The organism is Methylophilus sp. 'Pure River', from assembly GCF_046765995.1.
GTDB lineage: Bacteria > Pseudomonadota > Gammaproteobacteria > Burkholderiales > Methylophilaceae > Methylophilus.
Genome location: NZ_JBKOUE010000001.1, coordinates 60,946 through 82,898, shown reverse-complemented (window position 1 = coordinate 82,898; position 21,953 = coordinate 60,946). Strand labels below are relative to the sequence as shown.

22 protein-coding genes are annotated in these 21,953 nt (G+C 46.5%); 5 read left to right on the top strand and 17 right to left on the bottom strand.

The window, feature by feature from the left end; translation table 11 throughout:
• Positions 1 to 22: 22 nt before the first annotated feature.
• Genes ACIDE9_RS00410 through ACIDE9_RS00390 form a run of 5 tightly spaced genes read right to left on the bottom strand, consistent with a single transcriptional unit; the run spans position 23 to position 4,171 of the window.
• Positions 23 to 484 carry a hypothetical protein gene (locus tag ACIDE9_RS00410; protein ID WP_106288061.1) on the bottom strand — a complete coding sequence of 154 codons (462 nt, stop codon included), beginning with the start codon at positions 482 to 484 and terminating at the stop codon, positions 23 to 25.
• A gap of 53 nt (positions 485 to 537) precedes the next feature.
• Positions 538 to 1,578, bottom strand: a complete 1,041-nt coding sequence (locus ACIDE9_RS00405; RefSeq protein WP_106288062.1) for a zinc-binding dehydrogenase — start codon at positions 1,576 to 1,578, stop codon at positions 538 to 540.
• Between the two features lie 10 nt (positions 1,579 to 1,588).
• Complete coding sequence (locus ACIDE9_RS00400; protein ID WP_106288063.1) at positions 1,589 to 2,704, bottom strand: flavin monoamine oxidase family protein; 1,116 nt, start codon at positions 2,702 to 2,704, stop codon at positions 1,589 to 1,591.
• On the bottom strand, positions 2,701 to 3,378 hold the full coding sequence (locus ACIDE9_RS00395; protein ID WP_106288064.1) for a cupin domain-containing protein: 678 nt from the start codon (positions 3,376 to 3,378) through the stop codon (positions 2,701 to 2,703). Before ACIDE9_RS00395 ends, ACIDE9_RS00400 begins: the two co-directional genes overlap by 4 nt.
• Positions 3,379 to 3,382: 4 nt before the next feature.
• Entirely contained in the window at positions 3,383 to 4,171 is a 789-nt protein-coding gene (locus tag ACIDE9_RS00390) for an SDR family NAD(P)-dependent oxidoreductase (RefSeq protein WP_411991925.1), read from the bottom strand.
• A gap of 142 nt (positions 4,172 to 4,313) precedes the next feature.
• On the opposite strand from ACIDE9_RS00390, the gene gcvA reads away from it, so the two are divergent.
• Positions 4,314 to 5,237, top strand: coding sequence for a transcriptional regulator GcvA (gene gcvA, locus ACIDE9_RS00385; RefSeq protein WP_106288066.1), 924 nt, complete (start codon positions 4,314 to 4,316; stop codon positions 5,235 to 5,237).
• A gap of 28 nt (positions 5,238 to 5,265) precedes the next feature.
• On the opposite strand, the gene ACIDE9_RS00380 is transcribed toward gcvA, so the two are convergent.
• The 9 genes from ACIDE9_RS00380 to rsmD all read right to left on the bottom strand — a co-directional run bounded on the left by ACIDE9_RS00380 (position 5,266) and on the right by rsmD (position 13,741).
• On the bottom strand, positions 5,266 to 5,655 hold the full coding sequence (locus ACIDE9_RS00380) for a hypothetical protein (RefSeq protein WP_106288067.1): 390 nt from the start codon (positions 5,653 to 5,655) through the stop codon (positions 5,266 to 5,268).
• A 23-nt stretch (positions 5,656 to 5,678) separates the two neighbouring features.
• Positions 5,679 to 7,646, bottom strand: a complete 1,968-nt coding sequence (locus tag ACIDE9_RS00375) for a hypothetical protein (protein WP_106288068.1) — start codon at positions 7,644 to 7,646, stop codon at positions 5,679 to 5,681.
• On the bottom strand, positions 7,643 to 9,562 hold the full coding sequence (locus ACIDE9_RS00370; RefSeq protein WP_106288069.1) for a hypothetical protein: 1,920 nt from the start codon (positions 9,560 to 9,562) through the stop codon (positions 7,643 to 7,645). Before ACIDE9_RS00370 ends, ACIDE9_RS00375 begins: the two co-directional genes overlap by 4 nt.
• Positions 9,546 to 11,006 carry a tyrosine-type recombinase/integrase gene (locus ACIDE9_RS00365; RefSeq protein WP_411991922.1) on the bottom strand — a complete coding sequence of 487 codons (1,461 nt, stop codon included), beginning with the start codon at positions 11,004 to 11,006 and terminating at the stop codon, positions 9,546 to 9,548. The genes ACIDE9_RS00370 and ACIDE9_RS00365 overlap by 17 nt, the downstream gene beginning before the upstream one ends.
• Positions 11,007 to 11,314: 308 nt before the next feature.
• Positions 11,315 to 11,695, bottom strand: a complete 381-nt coding sequence (locus tag ACIDE9_RS00360; protein WP_411991920.1) for a helix-turn-helix domain-containing protein — start codon at positions 11,693 to 11,695, stop codon at positions 11,315 to 11,317.
• Between the two features lie 243 nt (positions 11,696 to 11,938).
• On the bottom strand, positions 11,939 to 12,319 hold the full coding sequence (gloA, locus tag ACIDE9_RS00355; RefSeq protein ID WP_411991918.1) for a lactoylglutathione lyase: 381 nt from the start codon (positions 12,317 to 12,319) through the stop codon (positions 11,939 to 11,941).
• A 62-nt stretch (positions 12,320 to 12,381) separates the two neighbouring features.
• Positions 12,382 to 12,633, bottom strand: coding sequence for a YfhL family 4Fe-4S dicluster ferredoxin (locus ACIDE9_RS00350; protein WP_194753048.1), 252 nt, complete (start codon positions 12,631 to 12,633; stop codon positions 12,382 to 12,384).
• 39 nt (positions 12,634 to 12,672) lie between these two features.
• Positions 12,673 to 13,161: a pantetheine-phosphate adenylyltransferase gene (gene coaD / locus ACIDE9_RS00345; RefSeq protein ID WP_194740703.1), complete on the bottom strand. Its 489-nt coding sequence runs from the start codon at positions 13,159 to 13,161 to the stop codon at positions 12,673 to 12,675.
• A gap of 40 nt (positions 13,162 to 13,201) precedes the next feature.
• Entirely contained in the window at positions 13,202 to 13,741 is a 540-nt protein-coding gene (gene rsmD, locus ACIDE9_RS00340; protein WP_411991915.1) for a 16S rRNA (guanine(966)-N(2))-methyltransferase RsmD, read from the bottom strand.
• A 131-nt stretch (positions 13,742 to 13,872) separates the two neighbouring features.
• Between rsmD and ACIDE9_RS00335 the strand changes: the two genes are divergently transcribed.
• Positions 13,873 to 14,070: a PLDc N-terminal domain-containing protein gene (locus ACIDE9_RS00335; protein ID WP_411991913.1), complete on the top strand. Its 198-nt coding sequence runs from the start codon at positions 13,873 to 13,875 to the stop codon at positions 14,068 to 14,070.
• Positions 14,071 to 14,112: 42 nt separating this feature from the next.
• Here ACIDE9_RS00335 and ACIDE9_RS00330 read toward each other — a convergent pair whose 3' ends face one another.
• Together ACIDE9_RS00330 and ACIDE9_RS00325 are read right to left on the bottom strand one after the other, a co-directional pair.
• On the bottom strand, positions 14,113 to 15,423 hold the full coding sequence (locus ACIDE9_RS00330) for a M16 family metallopeptidase (protein ID WP_411991911.1): 1,311 nt from the start codon (positions 15,421 to 15,423) through the stop codon (positions 14,113 to 14,115).
• A 57-nt stretch (positions 15,424 to 15,480) separates the two neighbouring features.
• Complete coding sequence (locus ACIDE9_RS00325) at positions 15,481 to 16,881, bottom strand: M16 family metallopeptidase (protein WP_411991909.1); 1,401 nt, start codon at positions 16,879 to 16,881, stop codon at positions 15,481 to 15,483.
• 175 nt (positions 16,882 to 17,056) lie between these two features.
• On the opposite strand from ACIDE9_RS00325, the gene ftsY reads away from it, so the two are divergent.
• From ftsY to ftsX, 3 genes are read left to right on the top strand one after another with little or no spacing between them, the layout of a single operon-like run.
• On the top strand, positions 17,057 to 18,043 hold the full coding sequence (ftsY, locus tag ACIDE9_RS00320) for a signal recognition particle-docking protein FtsY (RefSeq protein ID WP_411991906.1): 987 nt from the start codon (positions 17,057 to 17,059) through the stop codon (positions 18,041 to 18,043).
• 18 nt (positions 18,044 to 18,061) lie between these two features.
• A complete protein-coding gene (gene ftsE / locus ACIDE9_RS00315) occupies positions 18,062 to 18,739 on the top strand; it encodes a cell division ATP-binding protein FtsE (protein WP_194753041.1) in 678 nt (225 codons plus the stop codon).
• A 40-nt stretch (positions 18,740 to 18,779) separates the two neighbouring features.
• Positions 18,780 to 19,670, top strand: a complete 891-nt coding sequence (gene ftsX / locus ACIDE9_RS00310; RefSeq protein WP_292782262.1) for a permease-like cell division protein FtsX — start codon at positions 18,780 to 18,782, stop codon at positions 19,668 to 19,670.
• 634 nt (positions 19,671 to 20,304) lie between these two features.
• Here the strand turns inward: ftsX and ACIDE9_RS00305 are convergent.
• The gene (locus ACIDE9_RS00305) at positions 20,305 to 21,951 is read right to left on the bottom strand and encodes an electron transfer flavoprotein-ubiquinone oxidoreductase (RefSeq protein WP_411991903.1); all 1,647 of its coding nucleotides are present in this window, start codon (positions 21,949 to 21,951) and stop codon (positions 20,305 to 20,307) included.
• Positions 21,952 to 21,953: the final 2 nt, after the last annotated feature.

Sequence of the window (21,953 nt, the reverse complement as noted above, 5' to 3'; positions counted from 1 at the left end):
TAGAATAGAAATGGGGATTGCCTCAAGGTTTAATGATAACCCACCCTTCCGAGCCTCTAATTACCAATTCACCATTGGCTGAAGGTACAAATCCAATGAAGTCATAGAACTGCGACTTTTCTAGCTTCTTTTCTTTTAAAGTGTTTAAGCATTGAACAACAATTACGCCTTTAGAAACCAGGTCTCTTAGGACTGCCTCATAGCCACTTGATTTCATCATAACCTCAGACCCTCCTGAATAGGCAACCAACTCGACCTGCACTTTTCCTTTTAACCGAGGATCCTCAAGTAGATTGTTGACGTTACGAAAAGCCTTTTTGATTATCTCAGGATTATTACTATCCAACTGATAGATTGCACGATAGGTTTCCTTACTTGCTTCAGCTCCCACATACAATCGGTTATGCTCAAATGGATCTTCGGCGGCAATCGAAGACTGAGCAAAAAGCAGCGCAAATATTGAAATCAAAATATTCTTTTTCATGAGTTTCCTTTATCGATTTGTTTCTTTGAAGACAAACTTAGCGAGAATTTCGTTCAAGAACAGTCTGCATGCAACTCTTTGCGCATGATTAAAACCATCCGGTAATTAACCTTGCCGGCTCTCAACTTTGCTAGAGCCTCATTGGCCAGGTACATGGGAGTGGTCTCTACTTTAGGTATCACCTCGAATAAAACGCTGAAATCTAACGCTCGCTCAGTTTCATACGGTGTGCCGGTGAAAGACCCCTCGACACATCTCTCCCCACCAACGAGGCCTCCGGGTGATATTTCTAATGTGGCTTTTCCTGCTCCCAGTAGAATTACTTTCCCCTGAGGGGATAATGTACTTAGAAATGGAGCAACATCCGAAGCGGTTGGGACCGTCGAAATGATTGCCTGAACTCCTCCAGCACTTTTTAGCTGATCAATTGAATCCGTTCTACCGGCATCAATGAATAAATGAGCCCCTAAATGCCTAAGATCTTTAACATCATGCTCTCCTCTTCCGATTGCAATGACTTTAAATCCCATCTTGCGGGCATATTGGACTGCCATGTGTCCCAAACCACCAATTCCGAGAATGGCTACACCATCACCGGCTTGGGCTGAGCTTTTTTTAAGCGCATTAAAGGTGGCCAAACCTGCACAGAGGATTGGAGCGGCTTCTTCAGAAGACAATTCGTCAGGAATAGCGATTAACCCGGTGTGTAACACCAACATCATCTCAGCATATCCACCCTCACAAGTGGCTCCGACGTAGAGTTGGTTTGTACAGAGATGAAACTGCCCTTTTCGACATTGTATGCATTCATGACAATGCCCACCCAAACGGCCGACTCCAACCCGCTGCCCAATTTTCCAGCAATTGGGAACATCCTCTCCCTTAGCAGCAATTCGACCAACAACCTCATGACCTGGCACCCTCGGAACATCACTCGACGCGGCGATATCAATATCGGATATATCAGCACCACACATCCCACATGCCTCAACTTCAATAAGCACCTGCTTACTGCTAGGCGGTTGCACCTTCTTTTCAATAAGTTCAAGCTCTCCAGACGCAGAAACTTGCAGTGCTTTGTAAGTCTTCCTCATATTTATCCCTTTAACTCTCAGCCTTATCAAGCTTCTGTTGTAACAATTGCTTCACCCCATTGAATGAAGCATCTACGGCTCCTGCGATATAGCCAGGATATTGGGTTGACCACTCCGTAGCGATACCGATTAGCCTCTGTCTCCAGGGCTCTGAAGCAATGCAAGGCGGCGGTATCGGATGTGCACCCATCTGATCTAAATCTGAAAGTGTTGAAGTGTATTTATCTGCACTCCAATCCTTTATGAAATCAAACTTGGGATTGGCGGCTTCAGGCCCGAACAATCTTTTCAGTTGCTTGCGACAGCGCTCCTTCAACTCCGACTCGGGAAAGGTACTTCGAACGGAGGCTGGCAACTCAAAAAAACCAAAAAGAGCTGGCACACCTATATCTGAGGAGGCATCGTGAATTTCCCCAAGCGGTCCATAATCACTACGTGCATCTCCAGATAAATGATCAGTCTTCCAGAATGGTTCATCGTAAATCGCTAGATATTTGGCGTGAGTTGCCATCCAAGTATTAACCCCCATCCATGCTTGATAAGTCTCCTCTGGTAAATGAGGAGAAAAGTCGATTGTTGATGCAGCTAGCCTGGGGGGAATTGCCAGCAAGATATGATCTGCAATCCATTGAGTACCGTTTGCAGTTATACAAACCTTGTTGCTACTGTATTCAACCCCAGTGACGGTATGATCTGTTAGGACTTTGGCAGGCTGGATTGCTTGCTTGATGGCATTGATCAATGCGTGCATGCCGCCCGAAACCCTCATCATTGGTGGATAAGAGGTATACCCGTTGACGCGAATTGGCCTTCCCAAATCAGCTCTATCAATGAGCATTTCACCAACTTCATGTTGCGGATAAACTTGCAAACCGAAGCGCTTAATGACAGCATCCAGACGAGTTTGAATCTTGGGCCAGTACCATGTTCCCCCGAGATCGAAATGCTTAAGCTGCTCGTTAAACTGCACATGCTCATCGGCGGCACTGGGAGAACTTAACCTCCCACCCAAGGAATCCTTCGCCTCAAACAGAATGTAATTAGTGATACCGCTTTGTTCGAGCAGATATGCAGCATAAAGCCCACTCAAACCTCCTCCAATAATTGCAACGTGCGCTTCGTTCATACAGACACACTTTGACTAACAGCCTGACCAAGATGACCGGTCTTAATGTATATACAAGCTCTACTATCATTAGCCTGGATATCTGGGATATCACCAATAGGTAGCCTCACCCAGCTTCCCACGGGATATTGCAAGCCATCAATGGTTACCTCACCCTCTAAGACTAATATTTCGCAACCATCAAATTCTTTCGTAGAGAGTTTTGTTTTGGGTCTAATTCGCTCTAACCACACACATTCGGTTTCACTTGAATACAGGGGACAAACTTCATGTGTCCCCCAGTTGATCCACTCTGATGGATCTTTAGTATTAATACGAACCCTGCCAGTGTCGTTTTCTCCCATCTGCCAGAGTTTCACAAAAATAACTGTGCCTGTTGAACTTGATGATTGATGTTTAGAGCCAGGAGGATTACGGAGGTACCAACCTTCAGGATATTTTTGGTCCCCTTCGCAAAATGTGCCACTCAACACCAGAATTTCCTCTCCCCCCGGATGTAGATGGGTCGGAAAATGTGACCCCTCCGCATATTTCACGATGCTAGTTGCTCGGCAGGATTCACCGCCGAAACGGTCAAGCATTACTCGCTCGACACCTGGTTGAGGTGATTCAACCCATTGATATAAATCCGGGGTTAATGAAGCTCTGAGAAGAAAGTCTGAATTGATTAGCATTTGATTAAATCTTTACTATGGGACGGCCGGCCATTACGCCTCCATCAACAGGAATCACTGTGCCTGTAATCCAACCAGCTTGCTCAGAGGCTAAGAACAAAATTGCCGTAGCAACATCAGCAGGCTGGCCATTACGGCCCAGTGGATGAAAGGTATTAAATGTGGAAAGAACCTTCTCGACCTGGTCTTGGCTCATGAAGGTGTTATAAACAGGTGTTTCAACTACTGCAGGGGCGACCGTGTTGATCCGAATGTTTTCGGGAGCTAATTCAATCGCCAGATTTTTCGTTAACGCATGCACGCCAGCATTAGCTGCCGAATAGGCGGCAGACGGCGTTGCGCCGATTGCTTGTAGTGCCCAAAGTGAACCTGTTTGTACGATGACACCGCCCCCACGGAGCTTCATGGCTTTTGCTGCAGCTTGGGCCATGAAAAACTTACCTTTAAGGATAGTGTCCAGGAACCACGAATATTCAGTCTCTGTTAGTTCTAAAAATGGCTTTGGGTGAAACACCCCTGCATTGTTGAACAGTACGTCAACACCACCAAAAGCTTGCGTTGCAATGTCAACGAGTGAATTTATGGTCTCAAGCTTTGCAATATCTCCAGAAACAATGCGCACATCACGGCCCGAAGAATCAATCTCGTTTGCTGCCTGCTGTAACTTAATTTGATCTCTGCCTCCAATCACAACTTGACCGCCAAGCTGTACGAATCTAATCGCCACCTCTTTTCCAATACCAGAACTACCTCCGGTAACAATGGCAACCTTAGAAGAAAAACTATTACTCATAATAAACTCCCCATTACAAACTAATGAATACTCCACCGCTAAGCATCTTCCGCATGATGATTAGTGATGCCTATTCTTTTACTTTTGATCCATATTCACAAATGAGATATTCTGTCGGCAATTGAAAGAAAATCTATCTCACATGAAACTACCAGTTCATTTGAACGCCCTCAGGGCATTTGAAGCCAGCGCAAGACATCAAAGCTTCTCTGCTGCCGCAAACGAGTTGAACGTCACTCCTGCAGCCGTTGGCCAGTTAGTACGTGGTTTAGAGGATTGGTTAGGAGCGCCCCTGTTCCACCGGAACACCACAGGAAAGGCCAGGCTTATCGTTACTGACCAGGCAAAACAAGCATTACCTTTCATCCACGAGGGATTAGAGAAACTAAGCCTTGGATTAAAAACATTGAAAGACGGTAGCCGCAGTGGAATACTGACCGTGACTGTGAGTCCTGCCTTCGCGGCGAAGTGGTTATTGCCGCGAATAGAGCATTTCCAGGCAATGAACCCTGAGACGGATGTGCGACTGGATATGAGTCTTAAACCGATCGACTTCGTGAAGAATAATATTGATGTTGGGGTTAGATATGGTGCTGGCGAATGGGCAGGCCTAGTTTCTGAAAAGTTGATGGATGAAGAGATTTATCCTGTTTGCTCGCCCAGTTACCTAAACAACCATCAAGAACTAACAACAGATCCTTTAAGCCTAATCAATCAAACTTTGATTCATGACTTATCCATCGGGGAAAAGCTGGAGTTTGTAAATTGGGCTAAGTGGTTTAACAAACTTGGCTTGTCCTTATCCAGTGGGAACCGAGGCATGCAAATAAACAACTCCGCAGCGGTATTGCAAACTGCAATTGATGGCCACGGAGTTGCGTTAGCCAGAAGCGTGATGGCTAGAGAAGATATCGTCAGTGGAAGATTGATTCGCCTCTATCCTGAGATTAGCTACATCTCTGAACTTGCTTATTACGTAGTTTACAGACCGGATTGGTCGAGCCTCCCTAGAATGGTAGCGTTTAGGGATTGGCTTGTAGATGAGGCCCACTGTCTGAATCACTAAATTTAGTATACGTCGCAGATGGCATAAATTACAGTTTTGGGCGAATTGGAAATACGTTTCCTCCAGTCAATGCACTCAGCTCCCGTCTTACCGTTAATAATTCGACAAGTAGTGATTGATTATCCTCCCCCAAGCCATCGATTAAGATTCGATACTCTTGCAATTGAAGTTTTAGTTTTTCTAAAGTTTGGCTAATATCTTCATCACTTTTATTCTGTTTAAGTTCAGCTTCATTAATCTTTTCGATTAAAGGCAAGAATTCAGGCCGGGATTTTTTTATACTTGATCCACTGCGACCTGCTTCCAAAGAAACAGATTTAAGCGTGATTTGAGTGCCTTTTGGGACGTTTAATGGCTTACCATTTACTAACCTTTCGAGAGCTTGCAGGTAAATGGCGAGAGTTTTGTGGATTTCCATTCGTATTCCTACCTTGGTATAAATCAAATTAATGCAGCCTGTAAAAGCTGCAAATTGTCCTGGGATTGCCGATATTCGGACGATGCAGAGTCAATAACTTTCAATTGCTCTACAAACGTTATTTCCACTTCGATCAATCGTTTCAATTTATCAATATTCACAACCAGATTTTTGCAGTTTGATGATATGCATCCAGAGTGAGTAATATCTAAGGGGCTCTTATCGCAAGCCCCAACCTTTGTACATCCGCCAATGACGGTGCTGACGTAGGCTTGTTGACCCTTTTTAAACCGTAACATTGTGGCCTCACGGTCATACTCAATTACGCCCTCATCATTCTTAAGTTTTGCATTAACCCAATGAATATGAGGGCCTTTTAATGGTTGACCTTCTTGCAACACGCTTTTTTCATAATCCAAAAACTCTGCGAGATACTGAGTTTGTTCCCACTCATAAAAAAAGTGATCTTGGTGTCCAGCAACAAGGGGTTTGGCATTACTGGATCCATTGCAGTAAAAGTAAGTGATCAACTGGGTTATTTGCTTTAACTGCTTTTTCAAGGATGGGATAGTGACTAATCCCGATCGATGGGCATATAAGGCAAGAGACCTTCTCAACTGATGTGTTGTAAAGACCCATGGCTCCCCAACTTTGAAAGAGTCCTCTGAGCGCCAAGCGCGATGCATATCTATATTTTCAAGTTCTAATATGTCCTCTTCAGTAACAATTGGCTGAATACGATTTCTTAGAAGTTTCATATTACATAGAGTCAAGTGAGCCTGCTTAAGTGCATGCTCTTCACTAATAATACTGGGGGATATAAAAAGACCATAAACTCTCTCAGTCTTCATTGAATCATCAACATTGATTCCTTTAGATAAATAGATTGCATTAGAAATTTTCTTAGCAATGTTGATTGCGAAAACCCCAGTCTTGCAGGTTACCCATTGCACCAACATTTTTTTGCCACCATTTGGTTTTGTGACGTAACCATTTATTAGATATCGAGTACTTTTATCGAGAATCTTTTTATACTCAACGAGGCAATCATATGGAAGGGAACCAACCTCTCCAGCCCGCATTCCCGTAAATGCCTGAATAAGTATTGAAGAGGTTGTTAATACTTCAGTCAATAGCTTGGACAACCCAGAAACTGCTTTTATATAGCCTTTCTCCTCCCAAAAACTTTCGAGGTCAAATTCACTTAGTAGCTTGGGAAAATTTGGTTGATTTGCTACGCAATCTAATTTCAAGCTTCGTTTGACTTTAAATTGATTGGCAATAGATCTTCCGTAAAAGGGATCTTCTGCGCATCTGCGGTACAGATCGATAACCCTATCCGAAATTGAATCGAACTCCTCAAGGTCTTCATAGCACCTTGAAAGCAACTCAGAATATATGCGTTGTGGAAGTGGTGAATGTTGTTTTCTTGAATTGGAATAATCCTTACGGACTTTCCGAACAATATCTATGATTGAAGCTTTTACATAATCTAATCTTGAGATTTTAGGGCCAAGTTGATTTATGAAGTTGATGAAACCTCCCAACTTGGAGGCTAAATATGGAAATAGTTTGAGAAATCCTATGACATGAATTTTAGATGAGAAAAACTGATTAAAACTAATCCCACTTGTATCGCAATAGCGGGCAACTGAGTGCAAAAGTAATTGGTATTTCTGAAGCGATCCAATAGATAAGCCAATTTCATGCTTAGTAAATAGCAAAAAAATGTACCAGCGAATCAACTTTTGCAAGCGTACTTTGTGTATGGTGGTTTCTTCGTCACCCCAGAAGTGATAACCGATTGTTACTGTGCGATCGATGCCGTTGTAGGGTGTTAAATCAAGCCTGTCATCACCATAATAGGATCGTGGACTCGAATCCTTGTTTCTAGTTACGACATAGTTATCTGGTGGATCCTCACCCGTTGATATGTCATATGCAATATAACCTTCAAGTTGAGCCGATTGGGTAGCGCTTACAAATATCATGGCAACTCCAAAGATATCAACTTCTCAAGGCTCGCACTCCAGTATTCATCGAGCTCTCCTAGCTCAGTCACTTCGTATTCAATTTTACTGACCATACTTTCATTTTCGAGACGTATGATGCCAATTAGATTATTAATCCGGTCATAAATTTTGGAGACATACTCTTCTGAGATTTGTATAAGATCTGAAAGGGTTGCAATGTAGAACTTGATACTGAAGAGTTTTCTTAAATCGATTACATCAGCATGTAATTTAAACTTCTCACAAAACAGACAACCATCCGGAGTCTTACAATCCGGGATTATTGGTGAACCATGATGAATTAACTTAGGCTCATTTGGTGCTATACAATTACCTGAAGAGATTGAATGCACAGCGAACTCGGCCTTGCTTTGCCTGATCAAAACCTCTTCAGCCTGCTTCAGATATTCTGTTAATTCATCATGAAGAGCTTCTTCTGTCCCATTACTGTAGTTTCTAAGTGCTACGGACAAACCATGTTGCATAGAGGCTGCAGCGACAATCGGTCCTTTTGAATTCAAAATTTTATCCTGTTTGTACGCTCGTAACTCCCTAGGAACCACTTTAGGAAATTCTGGAAATAGTTTAGAAAAAGTTTTATACAAACTGTGACAACTATCCATTGTTAACTTGACCGGTTTGGATTGCTTTAGACCTTTTAGATTTGATCCATAGTTAAAGAATAAATAGTCGAATCTAGTCCCTTTCAACAAAAACTTTCGTAGCTTGAGATATTTTCTGAAACAAGGCAGAAATTCAGTAGTCAATATGAATGAATAGGGCTTGTTACCAGCCCTGTATTTAACAGTTCTGGTTCCCAGCACTTCTGATTCTGGATTTAAAACAGCTAATTCGAGCTCTTCATTCCAAGGTAGATTAATTGCAACGGAAGAGTTGCAGCCTGTCACTGCAATGAACAAGGTCAGAAATGCATGTAATGAATATAGTCCCTTACTTATACGTTCATCACATTGAATGTTTGCATTCGAAAATCTAATATGCCTTTGTGCAATATCCAGAATCTTCTGAACTTTTACTGGTCTTAGGGATTTATTGGAATGGTTTAAGATGTGTTGTTTGCTATGTAAAACTCCGTTTGCATAATCATATGCCAAGAACTTTCCAGAGATATTAGATGCGCGATCAGGAGGACAGCACCAAACCTTTTGCAAGGGAAACACCCATAGTTTGTGCATAGCCAAATTCATATATTCTGGAACAGCAAGAGCATATGGATAAGGCTGGTTATTTACCAGAAGATCATAAAAACCTTCAAAAATACAATGACACCAGGCAATTAGCTTTCCAACATTTTCCTGATTGGGTACTGCGATAGAATTGTATGCCTCACCTTTTGTGTTGATCTTCTCAAGCTTGTCACTTTCAGTACTATCTCCTTCGGTCAATAAGTCATCTAGAATTTCAATAGCATGATGTCTCAGGTTTCTTGCCGTAAAAGGGCTTAATGAATTTTGGGAGACCTTGCGCTTAAGGTCAGCTATGTAGTCCTTCATGGCCATAAGATAATTGGACTTACTATCCAGGACATCAGGATATTTTCTTTCATCACTCCAGTTAACAAACCTTTTAAAACCAGCGAAATAAGTATACGAAGTTTCGAAATTGACTCCTCCATCTTTGGATCTTGCGATTGAGTACTGAATCACTTTTGTGACTCTTTTGGCTCTATTCACATCAAAAGATGTTAAATCAATCAAGGCCCCCGATCGGCGAGACTCCTGCGATGTTTCACGCACCAAATAACAAAGTGACCCGAGATCAACAGATTGATGTGGACCAAAAACAAGGACCACCGCTTCTGGCTGGGGAATTGAAACCGAATTTGGACATGGTAGGTGTAAAAACCTCTTCTTCCGCCTACTTAATGAACTCATTGTCCACCTCAATTCCAGCCAACTTATGTAGTTCTTGCTCCCAGTGCTGTTGAGCCTCGTAAGCCAGCCTCAAACGCCCTCGAAAATTTAGATATGCATTCGTGGTAACAATTGATGTATGCCCAAGTCGTGATCGAACCATATCAAAAACCCAGTCCAAGGTTACTTTATTCGTCCCAACTAAATTTAATCCTGCATCAACCAGATTCATCCCAAAAGTAGCTCTAAGATCATGGAAGCTATACTTGAAATTGGGATCAAAATTCGCTCTGATGTAGGGTAATACATCTTCAGTGATGAACTGTCTAACACCCTGCCCTTCTTTAAAATGTCTTAAGTTCTTAGGATTCAAACCCCTTTCACTCTTCGCAGTGTAGTGCGGCGAACCATGTTTGGATAAGAATAGGTATTGATTATCTGTATCACCGTTAACTGATTTAAGACGACGATTTATTGCCCGTTCGCTATGTACATAAATGTTCATCTTTTCATAAAGCCATTTAGGTATATGAAGGACCATTTGTTTATCATTTTTTGTATCAATATCAGTAGCTCTTCCAACAGGAACTCGTACTGATTGCTGATCATTTGCCTCCAACCCCTTAGATACATGTTTCTTTCTGAAAGTTAATACTGTTTGGATACGTGCGCCTGTGTAGAGCGCAAGTAAATGGATCAATATCATTTCAGTATTTTTAGATGCCAATAAGGCCTTTATTAAAAAGACTTGTTCTTGTTGAAGTAACGGCTTTAGCCTTCCGCCGTCCATTATGTGATTATCAAAAACATCATCCGATTTGGAATTGGGGATGGTTAAATCAGATTTCTTTACGGCGACTGTTTTAGCACCTCCAAAAATTGATTTACGAGATAAATGAATATCGCTTTCTTGCCAAAGTGGATTAGTGAAATGAATCAGATTTTCCTCAAGCATCCATTTGTACATTTTCTTCATCCTCCTAATCCTTCGATTAGCAGTAGAAGTAGCGAGCTCCCCAATTTGAACTCGGCTTTGTAAATGGGCTTTGTATCGGTAAGTGGGTTTGTAGTGCTTGAGCTTTGGAAAATCTAGAAAATCAATGTTTTCAGTTTGAATGAAATTCCAAAAATCAGTTAGGTCTCTAGCTGCTCCAACTAGCGACGGCATATTTGGATCTAATGAGTCCTGGAATAGAGAATGGATGTAAAGATTACCTTCTGCGAATGGTTTTCCATTGTTACCAAATATTAGTGGATATTGGACACCTTCGACCGGTACTAACTTCTGCTTTAGCTTCTTTTTGTCTCGAAATACCTTTGGGACAAGCACAACTTTTTTAATGAACCTGATTGTTTCGGATAACACCGTGATTGATTTACTTTTTATACCTTCACCCTCAACCTCAACAGTCTCTTTCAATTGAAATTTAGGTAATATCCAAGTGATTGCCTTTTTTAAATTCATTTTCGTTTCCATCGATTTAACTTTTTTAGATAATCAACACGCATTACTTTTTAGGCATGAAATGCCTTACGGAAAACGAATTTCCATTAGTGTATGGCCTTGTAAGTTGAACCATTGATCTAATTGGATTTAGAAAATGAGGGCAACAATTCGCCGTCACTGCTTATCAAGCAGCTAAAAAGTGGTGTTGACAGTTTGAGGGAGGATTGACGAGCCTGATTTAATCAGCGATACTGAACTTTCCGAGGAGTTGCGGCAAACGCGATTCTAAAAAGGGCGGATCCTCCGGGGTTCGCCTTTTTTACATTTCACTCTCCTGTTTTAGCTTCATTGGGTTTAGCCTTAATGTTGATAGCAAGCCGAATCAACTCCATCTGCTTGCTATTTAAAGATTCAAGATGCTCTGCAAACTCATGTGCTAAATAAAACTTGTCCTCATCCAGCGTGAATGGCAAAACAATCTTGTTGCTTGAGCGCTTCAGAGCATTCTCAAACTGATTTCTTTCCTCTTCGCTTAATGCAAATTTCGAAACAAGCACATTTTTGAAATTTCCTGTGGGCACCCCTCTTTTGCCACGTTCAAACGCACATATAAAACTTTGCTCGTAGCCTAATAGCTTTGCAGCATCTCGCTGTGACAAATTTCTAGCTAACCTGTATGACTTACAGAGATTTGATGCAGGACTCATAGGAAAAACCAAATCTTGATAACAAATCAAGTATAACCCATCCCGAAAAAAAATAAAACACAATAACTAATTGATTTTAAAGTGTATTTTGTTAAAAAATGCACTAAAAATTTCAGAAATTGAATATCTTAGATCAGCTATTCAATCACTTAAATCAGCATAAATTATTACTTCGTTTCCACAATAAAAAACACCCAGCTGACTCTCATCAACTGGGTGTCCATTTTTTAATTACTTGAGTATCTAGTGTAATAGGCGTTTACTTGTTAGTACGTCCGGGTCTTCGATAAACGCGATGACTATCGTACCGTGCTTCATCGGACCGGCTTCGCGCACCACTTTGCCACCCTTGGATTTCACCAGCTCACAGGCCTTGTAGGCATCATCGACCTCAATTGCCATATGGCCATAAGCGCCGCCCATTTCATAAGCGGTTTTGCCATAGTTGTATGTGAGTTCCAGCACGGTGTTGTCATACTCATTGCCATAGCCGACAAACGCCAACGTAAATTCACCATCTGGATAATCCTGGGTACGGATCAGCTTCATGCCCAGCACACCGGTATAAAAATCAATCGAACGTTGCAAATCGCCTACGCGCAACATGGTATGTAATACTCGCATTATTGACTCCTTGAGATCCTGGTAACTTCAGTTTTAATTTTAGGTTTTAATTTTGGTTCTAATCATGGATGTGCAGTGATGCGCACATACTTTTCCATCAGCTGCTCCGGTGTTTCGCGCCGGTCAGGGTCGAGTGGGATGCAGCTGATAGGACACACCTGCTGGCATTGTGGTTTATCGTAATGTCCAACACATTCCGTGCACAAGTCAGGGTTGATTTCATAAATCTCTGCGCCTTGCGAAATGGCCTCATTCGGGCACACCGGCTCGCAGACATCGCAGTTAATACATTCGTCGGTAATAAATAAAGCCATGACTCTTTAAAAATAAGGGATTCTCTATCTGGCAAAGCGTTAAGCAGCAGCCAGTTTTTGCTTGATCGCAACTTCGACGCCTGGCGACACAAACTGGTTCACATCGCCACCCAAACGCGCCACTTCGCGCACCAGGCTGGAAGAAATAAACATAAACTCTTCAGCCGGTGTCATAAACAGGGTTTCCAGTTTGGGATACAACTTGCGGTTCATGCCTGCCAGTTGAAATTCGTACTCAAAATCACTGGCAGCCCGCAAGCCACGAATCACCATCTGTCCGCCCTGTGCCTGCACAAACTGCATCAGCAAGCCATCAAACCCGACCACGCGGATATTGCCACCATGAAACACAGACTCAGCCAATGCCACGCGCTCGGGCAGACTGAACAAGGTTTGCTTGCTGGTGCTGCCCGCCACCGCCACAATCACTTCATCAAACAGATTGGCGGCCCTGCGCACAATATCTTCATGCCCCAATGTAATCGGATCAAACGTCCCCGGATACACTGCCACTCTGGTTTTACTCATTCACCTTTACCCCGAATATTTTTTTTAAGGTGTTCCCGACCTATGCTTGTACTGGCTGCAGCAGATGGTAAAACACCTGCCCGGCCTTGCCGGACTTGATCACTTGCCAGTCCGAGTCGGATTTTAACGCATATTCCGCTTCCACATATAGCAAACCATCGTCGGCCAGATGGCTGGCCAACTGCGGCAACAACTTATCCAGCCACTGTTTATGGTAGGGTGGATCGCAGAAAATCACATCAAAACGCTGTTTGTTTTGTGCCAGGAACTGCAAGGCATCCATCTGCCGGATATCGGCCTGCGTGGCCCCCAGCAAACGCTGGTTTTGCAGCAAGGCCTGTAATGGCGCTTTGGCCAGCTCCAGCATGGTGGCCTGCCTGGCATTGCGTGACAAAGCCTCAAAGCCCAAAGCCCCGGTGCCAGCAAATAAATCCAGGCAGGTTTTGCCTGTCAGGTCCTGGCCTAACCAGTTAAACAAGGTCTGGCGCACACGGTCAGAGGTCGGGCGCAGGCCTTCTGCATCTGGAAACTTAAGTACGCGGCTACGCCAAATGCCTGCATTCAGTCGAACTTGATTCATGAATATGGTTCTATTCGTTAGCAACAACAAAGCATGATTATAAAGGCGTTCAAGGGTTCAGCCACATTTACATGGATATCCATGCAAATGGATCGTGCTATGATTCACGGCAATTCACAAAGGAAAACAGCATGGAATTTTTATTGGGGTTTGGCATACTGGGCAGCCTGATTGCACTGGCACTGGGATTATTTTGGGTTTGGATGCTGGTCGATTGCCTGGCCAATCAAAGCGAAGACAAACTGGTCTGGTTTCTGGTCATTTTCTTCCTCAACCTGCTGGGCGCATTTTTATACTATCTGCTCGCTCGTAAGAAACGTATTGCCTGATACACCGTAATAAAAAAGCCGACCACATGGTCGGCTTTTTTGCTATTCGGCCCCGACAATGACGGTGGCAAAACTTTCCGGGTGTACTCGCCGCTTAAAGGCATCATTGACCTGCTGCACGGTCACTTGGGCCACATGGTCGTTAAAGCTATCCAGGTAATCCAGAGGCAGTTGATAAAAACCTATCATATTCAGGTATTCCAGAATCTTGCTATTGCTGTCTATGCGCAACGGAAAACCGCCAATCAGGTTATCCTTGGCCGCCGCCAGCTCTTTTTCCGTCACACCTTTATCCACAAACTGCTGCACCGTTTCTTTCACCAGTTTGAGTGCTTCATCGGCCTGTTCCTTCTTGGTTTGCAGGCCGATCTGGAACGGGCCTAACTGGCTCATCGGCATAAAATAACTATACACACTGTAGGCCAGGCCGCGCTTCTCACGCACTTCTTCAGTCAGGCGTGAAACAAAACCGCCACCACCCAGAATATAGTTACCCACATATAAAGGGAAAAAATCCGCATCGCCGCGTTTATTGCCGGGCTGCCCCAGCAGAATATGCGCCTGCACCGCCGGATGCGGTATTTTTTTCACGCTGGCCGAGGCAGGTGCCGTCACAGGCAGCACCGCGGCTACTGCAGGCCCTTGTGGCAAACCGGCACTCAAGCGCGCGGCAATATGCTTGGCTTGCTCGGGCGTCAAATCGCCCATCATGGCGATCACTGCAGACTTGGCCGTGTAATAGGTTTGGTAAAACTGGCGTAACTGCGCCGCCGTTAGCGACTGCACAGTGGAGATTTCGCCGTTTTGATCCAGGCTGTAAGGATGCATGCCATACACGGACTGCATAAACGCTTTTTGCGCGATACTGTCAGGCTCGGTTTCAGCCTCCTGCAAAGCAGCAACAATACGTGCCTGCTCACGCGCAAGCACCGCCTGCGGAAAATCTGGTTTGTGCAAAATCAGTACAAATGCATCCAGCGCAGCCTGCTGTTCGCTGGTCAACGTACGCAATTTGAAACTGGCGCGGTCAGCGTCAAAGCTGCCACCCAGCACGGCACCAATATCCGCAAAACGATTGGTCAGCGCCTCCTCTTCCAACCCACCAGCGACCAATGCCATCAAATGATGCGTGACCGCCGCGGTGCCGCCAGTTTCAGGGTTGTCATACGCGCTACCCGCGCGGAAATTAATGCTGACATCCATCATGGGCAGTGAGTGATTTTCAACAAAATACACTTCACTGCCTTCTGCTGTCGTCCAGTGCTGGATGTTCAGGGCGGCCAGGACATTGGCTGCATAGCTTTGCAACACCAGTGCCAGTAAGGCCACTTTTAAAAAACCAATTACGTTCATGCTGTTCCTTGATTCGCCTGTCGTGCAGGCGCATTAAATTAAATCAGTAAAAATAAACTAGTGCTGATGCGGACGACCAACGGGTTTCTGGTCGGCTGTCATCGGTTGCGGATCCAGGCTGACCAGGGTCAGTTGATCCGGCAACAAATACTTCTTAGCCACTGCCTGCACTTGCTCAGACGTCACGGCCTGCACCCTGGTAGCATTGCTTTGCAATAAGGACAAGGGATAATGCATGGTTTCGAGTTGCCCGATTTGCATGGCCTGATAGAACACCGAGTCGCGTTTATACACATCTGCCGCAATCACGGCGGCTTTCACGCGGTGCAACTCAGCCGCAGTCACGCCGTTATTCTTGAGTTCATCGATTTGCGCCCAAATGGCCTTGATCAATGCCTCCTGCGACACGCCATCACTCGGCGAAGCCGCGACCTCAAAGGTCGAGGTCTGGCCACGGTTCGTGCTGTCATAAGCGGTATCAATTTCCAGGGCAATCGCCTGCTCGCGTACAAGTTTCTGGTTCAGGCGCGAAGCACCGTTACCACTTAAAATGCTGGACAGCACTTCCAGCGCATAAGGCTCCCAGTCCTGCTCGCTATACGCTTCGCCATTTTTGAGCGCAGGCGCATGAAAGCCCATCACAAAATATGGCAGTTTGGCCGGGGCTTTGACAATGGCACGACGCTCGCCCAATTGCACAGGCTCGACTTGTGGTTTACGTACGGGCAAGGTTTTTGCCGCCAGTTTGCCAAAGTTTTTTTCAGCCAGCGCAAACACGTCCTGCGCCTTGACATCGCCGACAACGACAATAGTCGCGTTGTTGGGGGCATACCAGGTGCGATACCACTCACGCGCATCGGCGGCGGTCATATTTTCCAGGTCATTCATAAAACCCACCACCGGGCGCCCATAAGGATGTGCCCGGTACACAGAAGCCTCAAACTGCTCGTTCACACGTGATTGCGGCTTGTCTTCAGTACGCCAGCGCCGCTCTTCTTTCACCACTTCAATCTCTTTGGCAAACTCTGCGTCAGTAATTTGCAGATTGGCCATGCGGTCAGCTTCCAGCTTAAAAGAGAGTGGCAATCTGGATTTCTCCAGTTGCTGGAAATAACAGGTGTAATCTTTGCTGGTAAACGCATTTTCCTTACCACCTGCCGCAGCCACCTGGCGCGAGAACTGCCCGGCCGGGACTTTTTGCGTGCCCTTGAACATCATATGCTCCAGCACATGTGCCACCCCGGTTTTGCCATTCACCTCGTCCAGCGAACCTGCGCGATACCACACTTGCGACACCACCACCGGCGCCCTGTGGTCTTCCTGCACAATGACTTTCAGGCCATTTTTGAGGGTCGTTTGCACAATCTCGGCATGCCCCGGTAAGGCATAACTGCTGATCAGCGCAGCCAGCAAGCTTGGACGCATTAAATGCCGCGCCAAATTGATTGATGTTTTCATGTTGTCCAGATTCACAAAGAGAAGGAAAATAAAAGGATTCAAAAAAGTCTTGTTTGAGACCAGCCAGCGCCTGGGTTAGTTCTGGCACCGCATCAATAGTCGCTGCCTGCGCCTAATCGTGGCAGGAAACGTCGATTCAGCTTAAAATACCGATATTACCGAGTTTTAAGCCGCCATGTTCAATCCTTTTGCTAAAAAAACCGAGCCCGTCACGCCCCCCGCAACAGAAGCCTCCAGCCTGAGCTGGACGCAGCGCTTAAAAAACGGCCTGGCCAAAACACGCCAGCAGTTGGGCGGGCAACTGAGTGCCCTGTTTGGCGGCGGCAAGATTGATGAAGAGATTTACGAGGAGCTGGAAACCATCCTGCTCACCTCCGACGTCGGTGTAAACGCCACACAATACTTGCTGGAACAACTGCGCAATCGGGTCAAAAAACAGGATTTGCAAGACACCATTGCGTTAAAACAAGCGCTCAAAGACACCTTACTTGATCTGCTGTCTCCATTAGAAGCGCCGCTTGATGTCAGCGCCCATCGTCCTTATGTCATGATGATGGTCGGCGTGAATGGCGCTGGTAAAACCACCACCATCGGCAAACTGGCTAAATACCTGCAAGCGCAAGGCCATAGCGTGCTGATTGCGGCAGGCGATACCTTCCGTGCCGCCGCGCGCGAGCAATTGCAGGTATGGGGCGAGCGCAACGATGTGCATGTGGTTGCCTCAGAAAGTGGTGACCCGGCTGCCGTGATTTATGATGCGGTCAATTCAGCAATCGCTAAAAAAATCGACGTGGTGATTGCCGACACGGCCGGCCGCCTGCCAACACAGTTACACCTGATGGATGAAATCAAGAAAGTGCAACGCGTCATCGACAAGGCATTGCCTGGCGCACCGCACGAAATTTTGCTAGTGCTGGATGCCAACACCGGCCAGAACGCCGTCAACCAGCTCAAAGCGTTCAATGAGGCGTTAGGCGTCACAGGCCTGGCCTTAACCAAACTGGACGGCACGGCCAAAGGTGGCGTCATTGCAGCCATTGCCCACCTCAGCCAGCAATCTGCCAATAAGATTCCGGTACGCTTTATTGGCGTGGGTGAAAGTATTGATGACTTGCGCCCGTTTAATGCCAATGACTTTATTGATGCCTTGATTGATGACTAGCCATGACAGCTTTAAATTATGATCGTTTTTAATAATGTCAGCATGCGCTATCCCAATAGCGCACATTTGTTCCGCCAGGTCAGCTTTAGCATAGACAAAGGCGATTTTGTGCTGGTCACCGGCCACTCTGGCGCGGGTAAAAGCACCCTGCTCAAACTCATGGCGGGCATAGAGTTACCTTCCAGCGGGCATATCCTGATTAACCAGCAGGACATCAGCCAGTTGCACCCGAATGCCGTGCCTTACCTGCGCCGTCGTTTTGGCCTGGTGTTCCAGGACCACAAATTGCTGTATGACCGCAACAGTTTTGACAATGTCGCCCTGCCGCTGAGCATACAGGGCATTACCGGTGAAGAAGCCGCGCGCCGCGTGCGTGCTGCGCTGGATAAAGTCGGCTTGCTGAATAAAGAAAAAGCCATGCCGATTACGCTTTCCGGCGGTGAGCAACAACGTTTGGCCATTGCGCGCGCGGTCGTCAGCCGCCCTTCGATTGTCATTGCTGACGAACCTACAGGCGGATTGGATCAAGCCGCCTCACTGGAAATCATGCAGTTGCTCAAAGCCTTTAACGATGTTGGCGTGACCGTGGTGATTGCCATGCATGACGTGAGCCAGGTAAGCACCATCGCCTATCGCACCTTGCATATCGACCAGCAAACCATCAGCGCCATGCCTGCGCAAACGGCAATGTTATGAGTGCCACCTTTATGAGTGCTACGTTAACGAGAATAAGTGCATGAAAAACTGGCTCAATCAACACGCGCTGGCCATAGATTTGGTCCTGCAGCGCTTAAAAAGTCACTGGCTGAATACGCTTACCATCTGCATGGTGATCGGCATCACCGCCACCCTGCCCGGCCTGCTGTTTGTCGGCCTGGATAACCTGCAAGATATGTCGCGCTCAATTAAACAAGATGCGCAAATCAGCGCATTCCTCAAACCTTCAGTCAATGCCAACCTGATCCAGCGCCTGATTAACGACGTCCAGGCCTTGCCGCAAGTCAAAGAGGTGCGTTACGTGCCCAAGGAAGATGCCATCAAACAGTTGGGCGCGCAGTTTTTGCAAAAAGACCTGCTCGTAGACCTGCCACAAAACCCGCTGCCTGATGCACTGTTTATCACCCTGACGGACACGCAACCTGCTTCAGTCAAACCGGTGCAGGACTTGCTGCAAAAACGCGGAGAGGTCGAAGAGCTAGTCATCGATAGCGTCTGGATTGAGCGCCTGCATTCCATGCTGGTGTTGGGCAAACGCATTGCTATCATTTTTGCCAGTCTGCTTGGCATTGCCATGATCACCGTCATCAGCAACACCGTGCGCATGCAAGTGCTCACGCACGAAGCCGAAATTGAAGTCAGCCGTCTGATTGGCGCAACCCACAGCTTTATACGCCGTCCGTTTTTATATATGGGAGGCGCTTACGGGCTGGGGGGTGGCCTGATTGCCATCGCTCTATTATTCATGATTGTGTGGAACCTGAGACAACCAGTGCAACTGCTGGCAAACAATTACCAAAGCAATTTTCACTTGGTGTTCCACCTGTTTAATGTCGGCGGACTGATGCTGCTCACCACCATTGCGATTGGTTGGATTGCGGCGTTTATTGCATTGACGCAGAAGCGCTAAGATCGATCTATTTCGCCTCTCGGCGACCATTCTTTCTTATGCTTGTCCATAAGAAAGAAGGCAAAGAACAAGACACCCCAGCTTCCGCTTATTTCCTGTGCTACTCGAATTGCCGGGCGGCAATCAAAAACTCGCTCCTACGGAGCTCAAACAGTTGCTTGCCGAAGGCCCCCGCCAACCCTGTGTTGCTCGGCGCGGCAGATGGGGGCCCCGAACACCTACGAGCGCCATCGTTTAGAGGGCTTAATAAAAGAATCCGGTTTTTGAATCGTTCAGATTTCGACAATGTCAGTTTGGTGAGATCAATCCCATCCCATCACGCTGAGTAGCGGAGACAAAACAAGGAAGAAGGGAGCGACTGTTTGAGTTCCGCGGCAGCTTGCGTAGTGTGCAAGCTGCTAGGGCGAGTTTCGTGACCGCTTGTTTTGTTGAGCAACGCAAGGCAGCCGAAGGCCGTGATGGCTGGGTGCCCTCCTCTTTGGTTACTTTCTGAGGGGCAAGCATCAGAAAGTGACTCGCCGAGAGGCGAAATAAATCGTACATAATTCAGCCAACATACAGCCAAAGTTATTCACACATCAAGAAACAAAAAAGGCGTTACACTGCATATTCGCCGGAGCAACGCCTTTTCCAATCACTGCGAAACGTAATTCGGTCCGCTACCACCCTCTGGTGGCACCCAATTAATATTTTGTGTTGGGTCTTTAATATCGCAGGTTTTGCAATGAATGCAGTTCTGCGCATTGATCTGCAAGGCTTTTTCACCGGCCTGCTCAACAAACTCATACACCCCAGCCGGGCAATAACGCTGCTCTGGCCCAGCGTAGCGTGGCAAGTTCACACGTACCGGCATATCGGCCACGCCCAGTTTCAAATGGCAGGGTTGATGATCGTCATGCGCAATATTGCACAAACTGACCGAACTGAGTTTATCAAACGTCAGCACGCCATCGGGTTTGGCGTAGACCGGCTGGCGGCTTTGTGACGCCTCAGCCAGCGTGGCGTGGTCTGCATAATTGTGTTTGAGTGTCCACGGCAAACTGATATTCCAGCTCGCCAGCCACATCTCAGCACCACCCAACACTGTGCCTGCCCAAGTGCCCCAACGGGACAAATATGGTTTGACATTGCGCACCGCATACAACTCTTGCCATACCCAGGAAGCACGTAGTTTTTGCACATAACTGGTCAACACTTCCGGGCTACCCTGTGCGATGGCTTCAAAGACAGCTTCTGCCGCCAGCATGCCGGATTTCATGGCGTAATGCGTGCCCTTGATTTTAGGCACATTGACCAGGCCTGCACTGCAGCCCAGCAAGGCGCCTCCCGGGAAGGCCATTTCCGGCAACGATTGCACGCCACCTTCAGAAATCGCGCGTGCGCCGTAGCTCAGGCGTTTGCCATCCTGCAATAAAGCCTTGAGTTTGGGATGTGTTTTATAGGTCTGGAACACATCAAACGGGGACAAATAAGGATTACGGTAATCCAGGTGCACCACGTAACCGACGGATACCAGGTTCTCACCATGGTGATAAATAAAACCACCGCCACCGGTACTGGCATCCAGCGGCCAGCCCAAGGTGTGCTCAATCAGGCCTTTCTGGTGTAACTCAGGCTTCACGCGCCAGACTTCCTTGAAGCCAATGCCATATTTGGCCGGGCTGGAAGCGGCACGCAAGCCGTAACGCGCTTCCAGCTGCTTGGTCAATGAACCGCGTGTACCTTCAGCCACCAGCGTGTATTTGGCACGAATTTCGATGCCTGGCGTGTAATTCGCCGTTGGTTCACCCTGTTTGTCCAGGCCCATATCGCCGGTAATCACGCCTACCATGCGGCCATGTTCGTCATAGCTGGGCGATTGCGCAGAAAAGCCGGTATAAATTTCTACCCCCAGCGCTTCTGCCTGGCCAGCCAGCCAGCGGCAGACTTCGCCCAGGCTGATAATGTAATTACCATGATTACCCATGAGCGGCGGCAAGGCCCACTCAGGCATGTCCCAGGCTTTTTCTTCGCCGAGTACCACAAAGGTATCTTTATTCACAGGCGTATTCAAAGGCGCACCTAAGGCTTGCCAGTCTGGAAACAGCTCCTGCAAGGCTTTCGGGTCCAGCACGGCACCAGAGAAAATATGGCTGCCGACTTCGGCCCCTTTTTCCAGCACACACACGCTCAACTCCTGGCCTTGTGCTTGTGCCAATTGTTTGAGACGGATGGCGGCCGACAAGCCCGCCGGGCCTGCCCCAACCACCAACACATCATATTCCATGACATCTCTGTCCATAC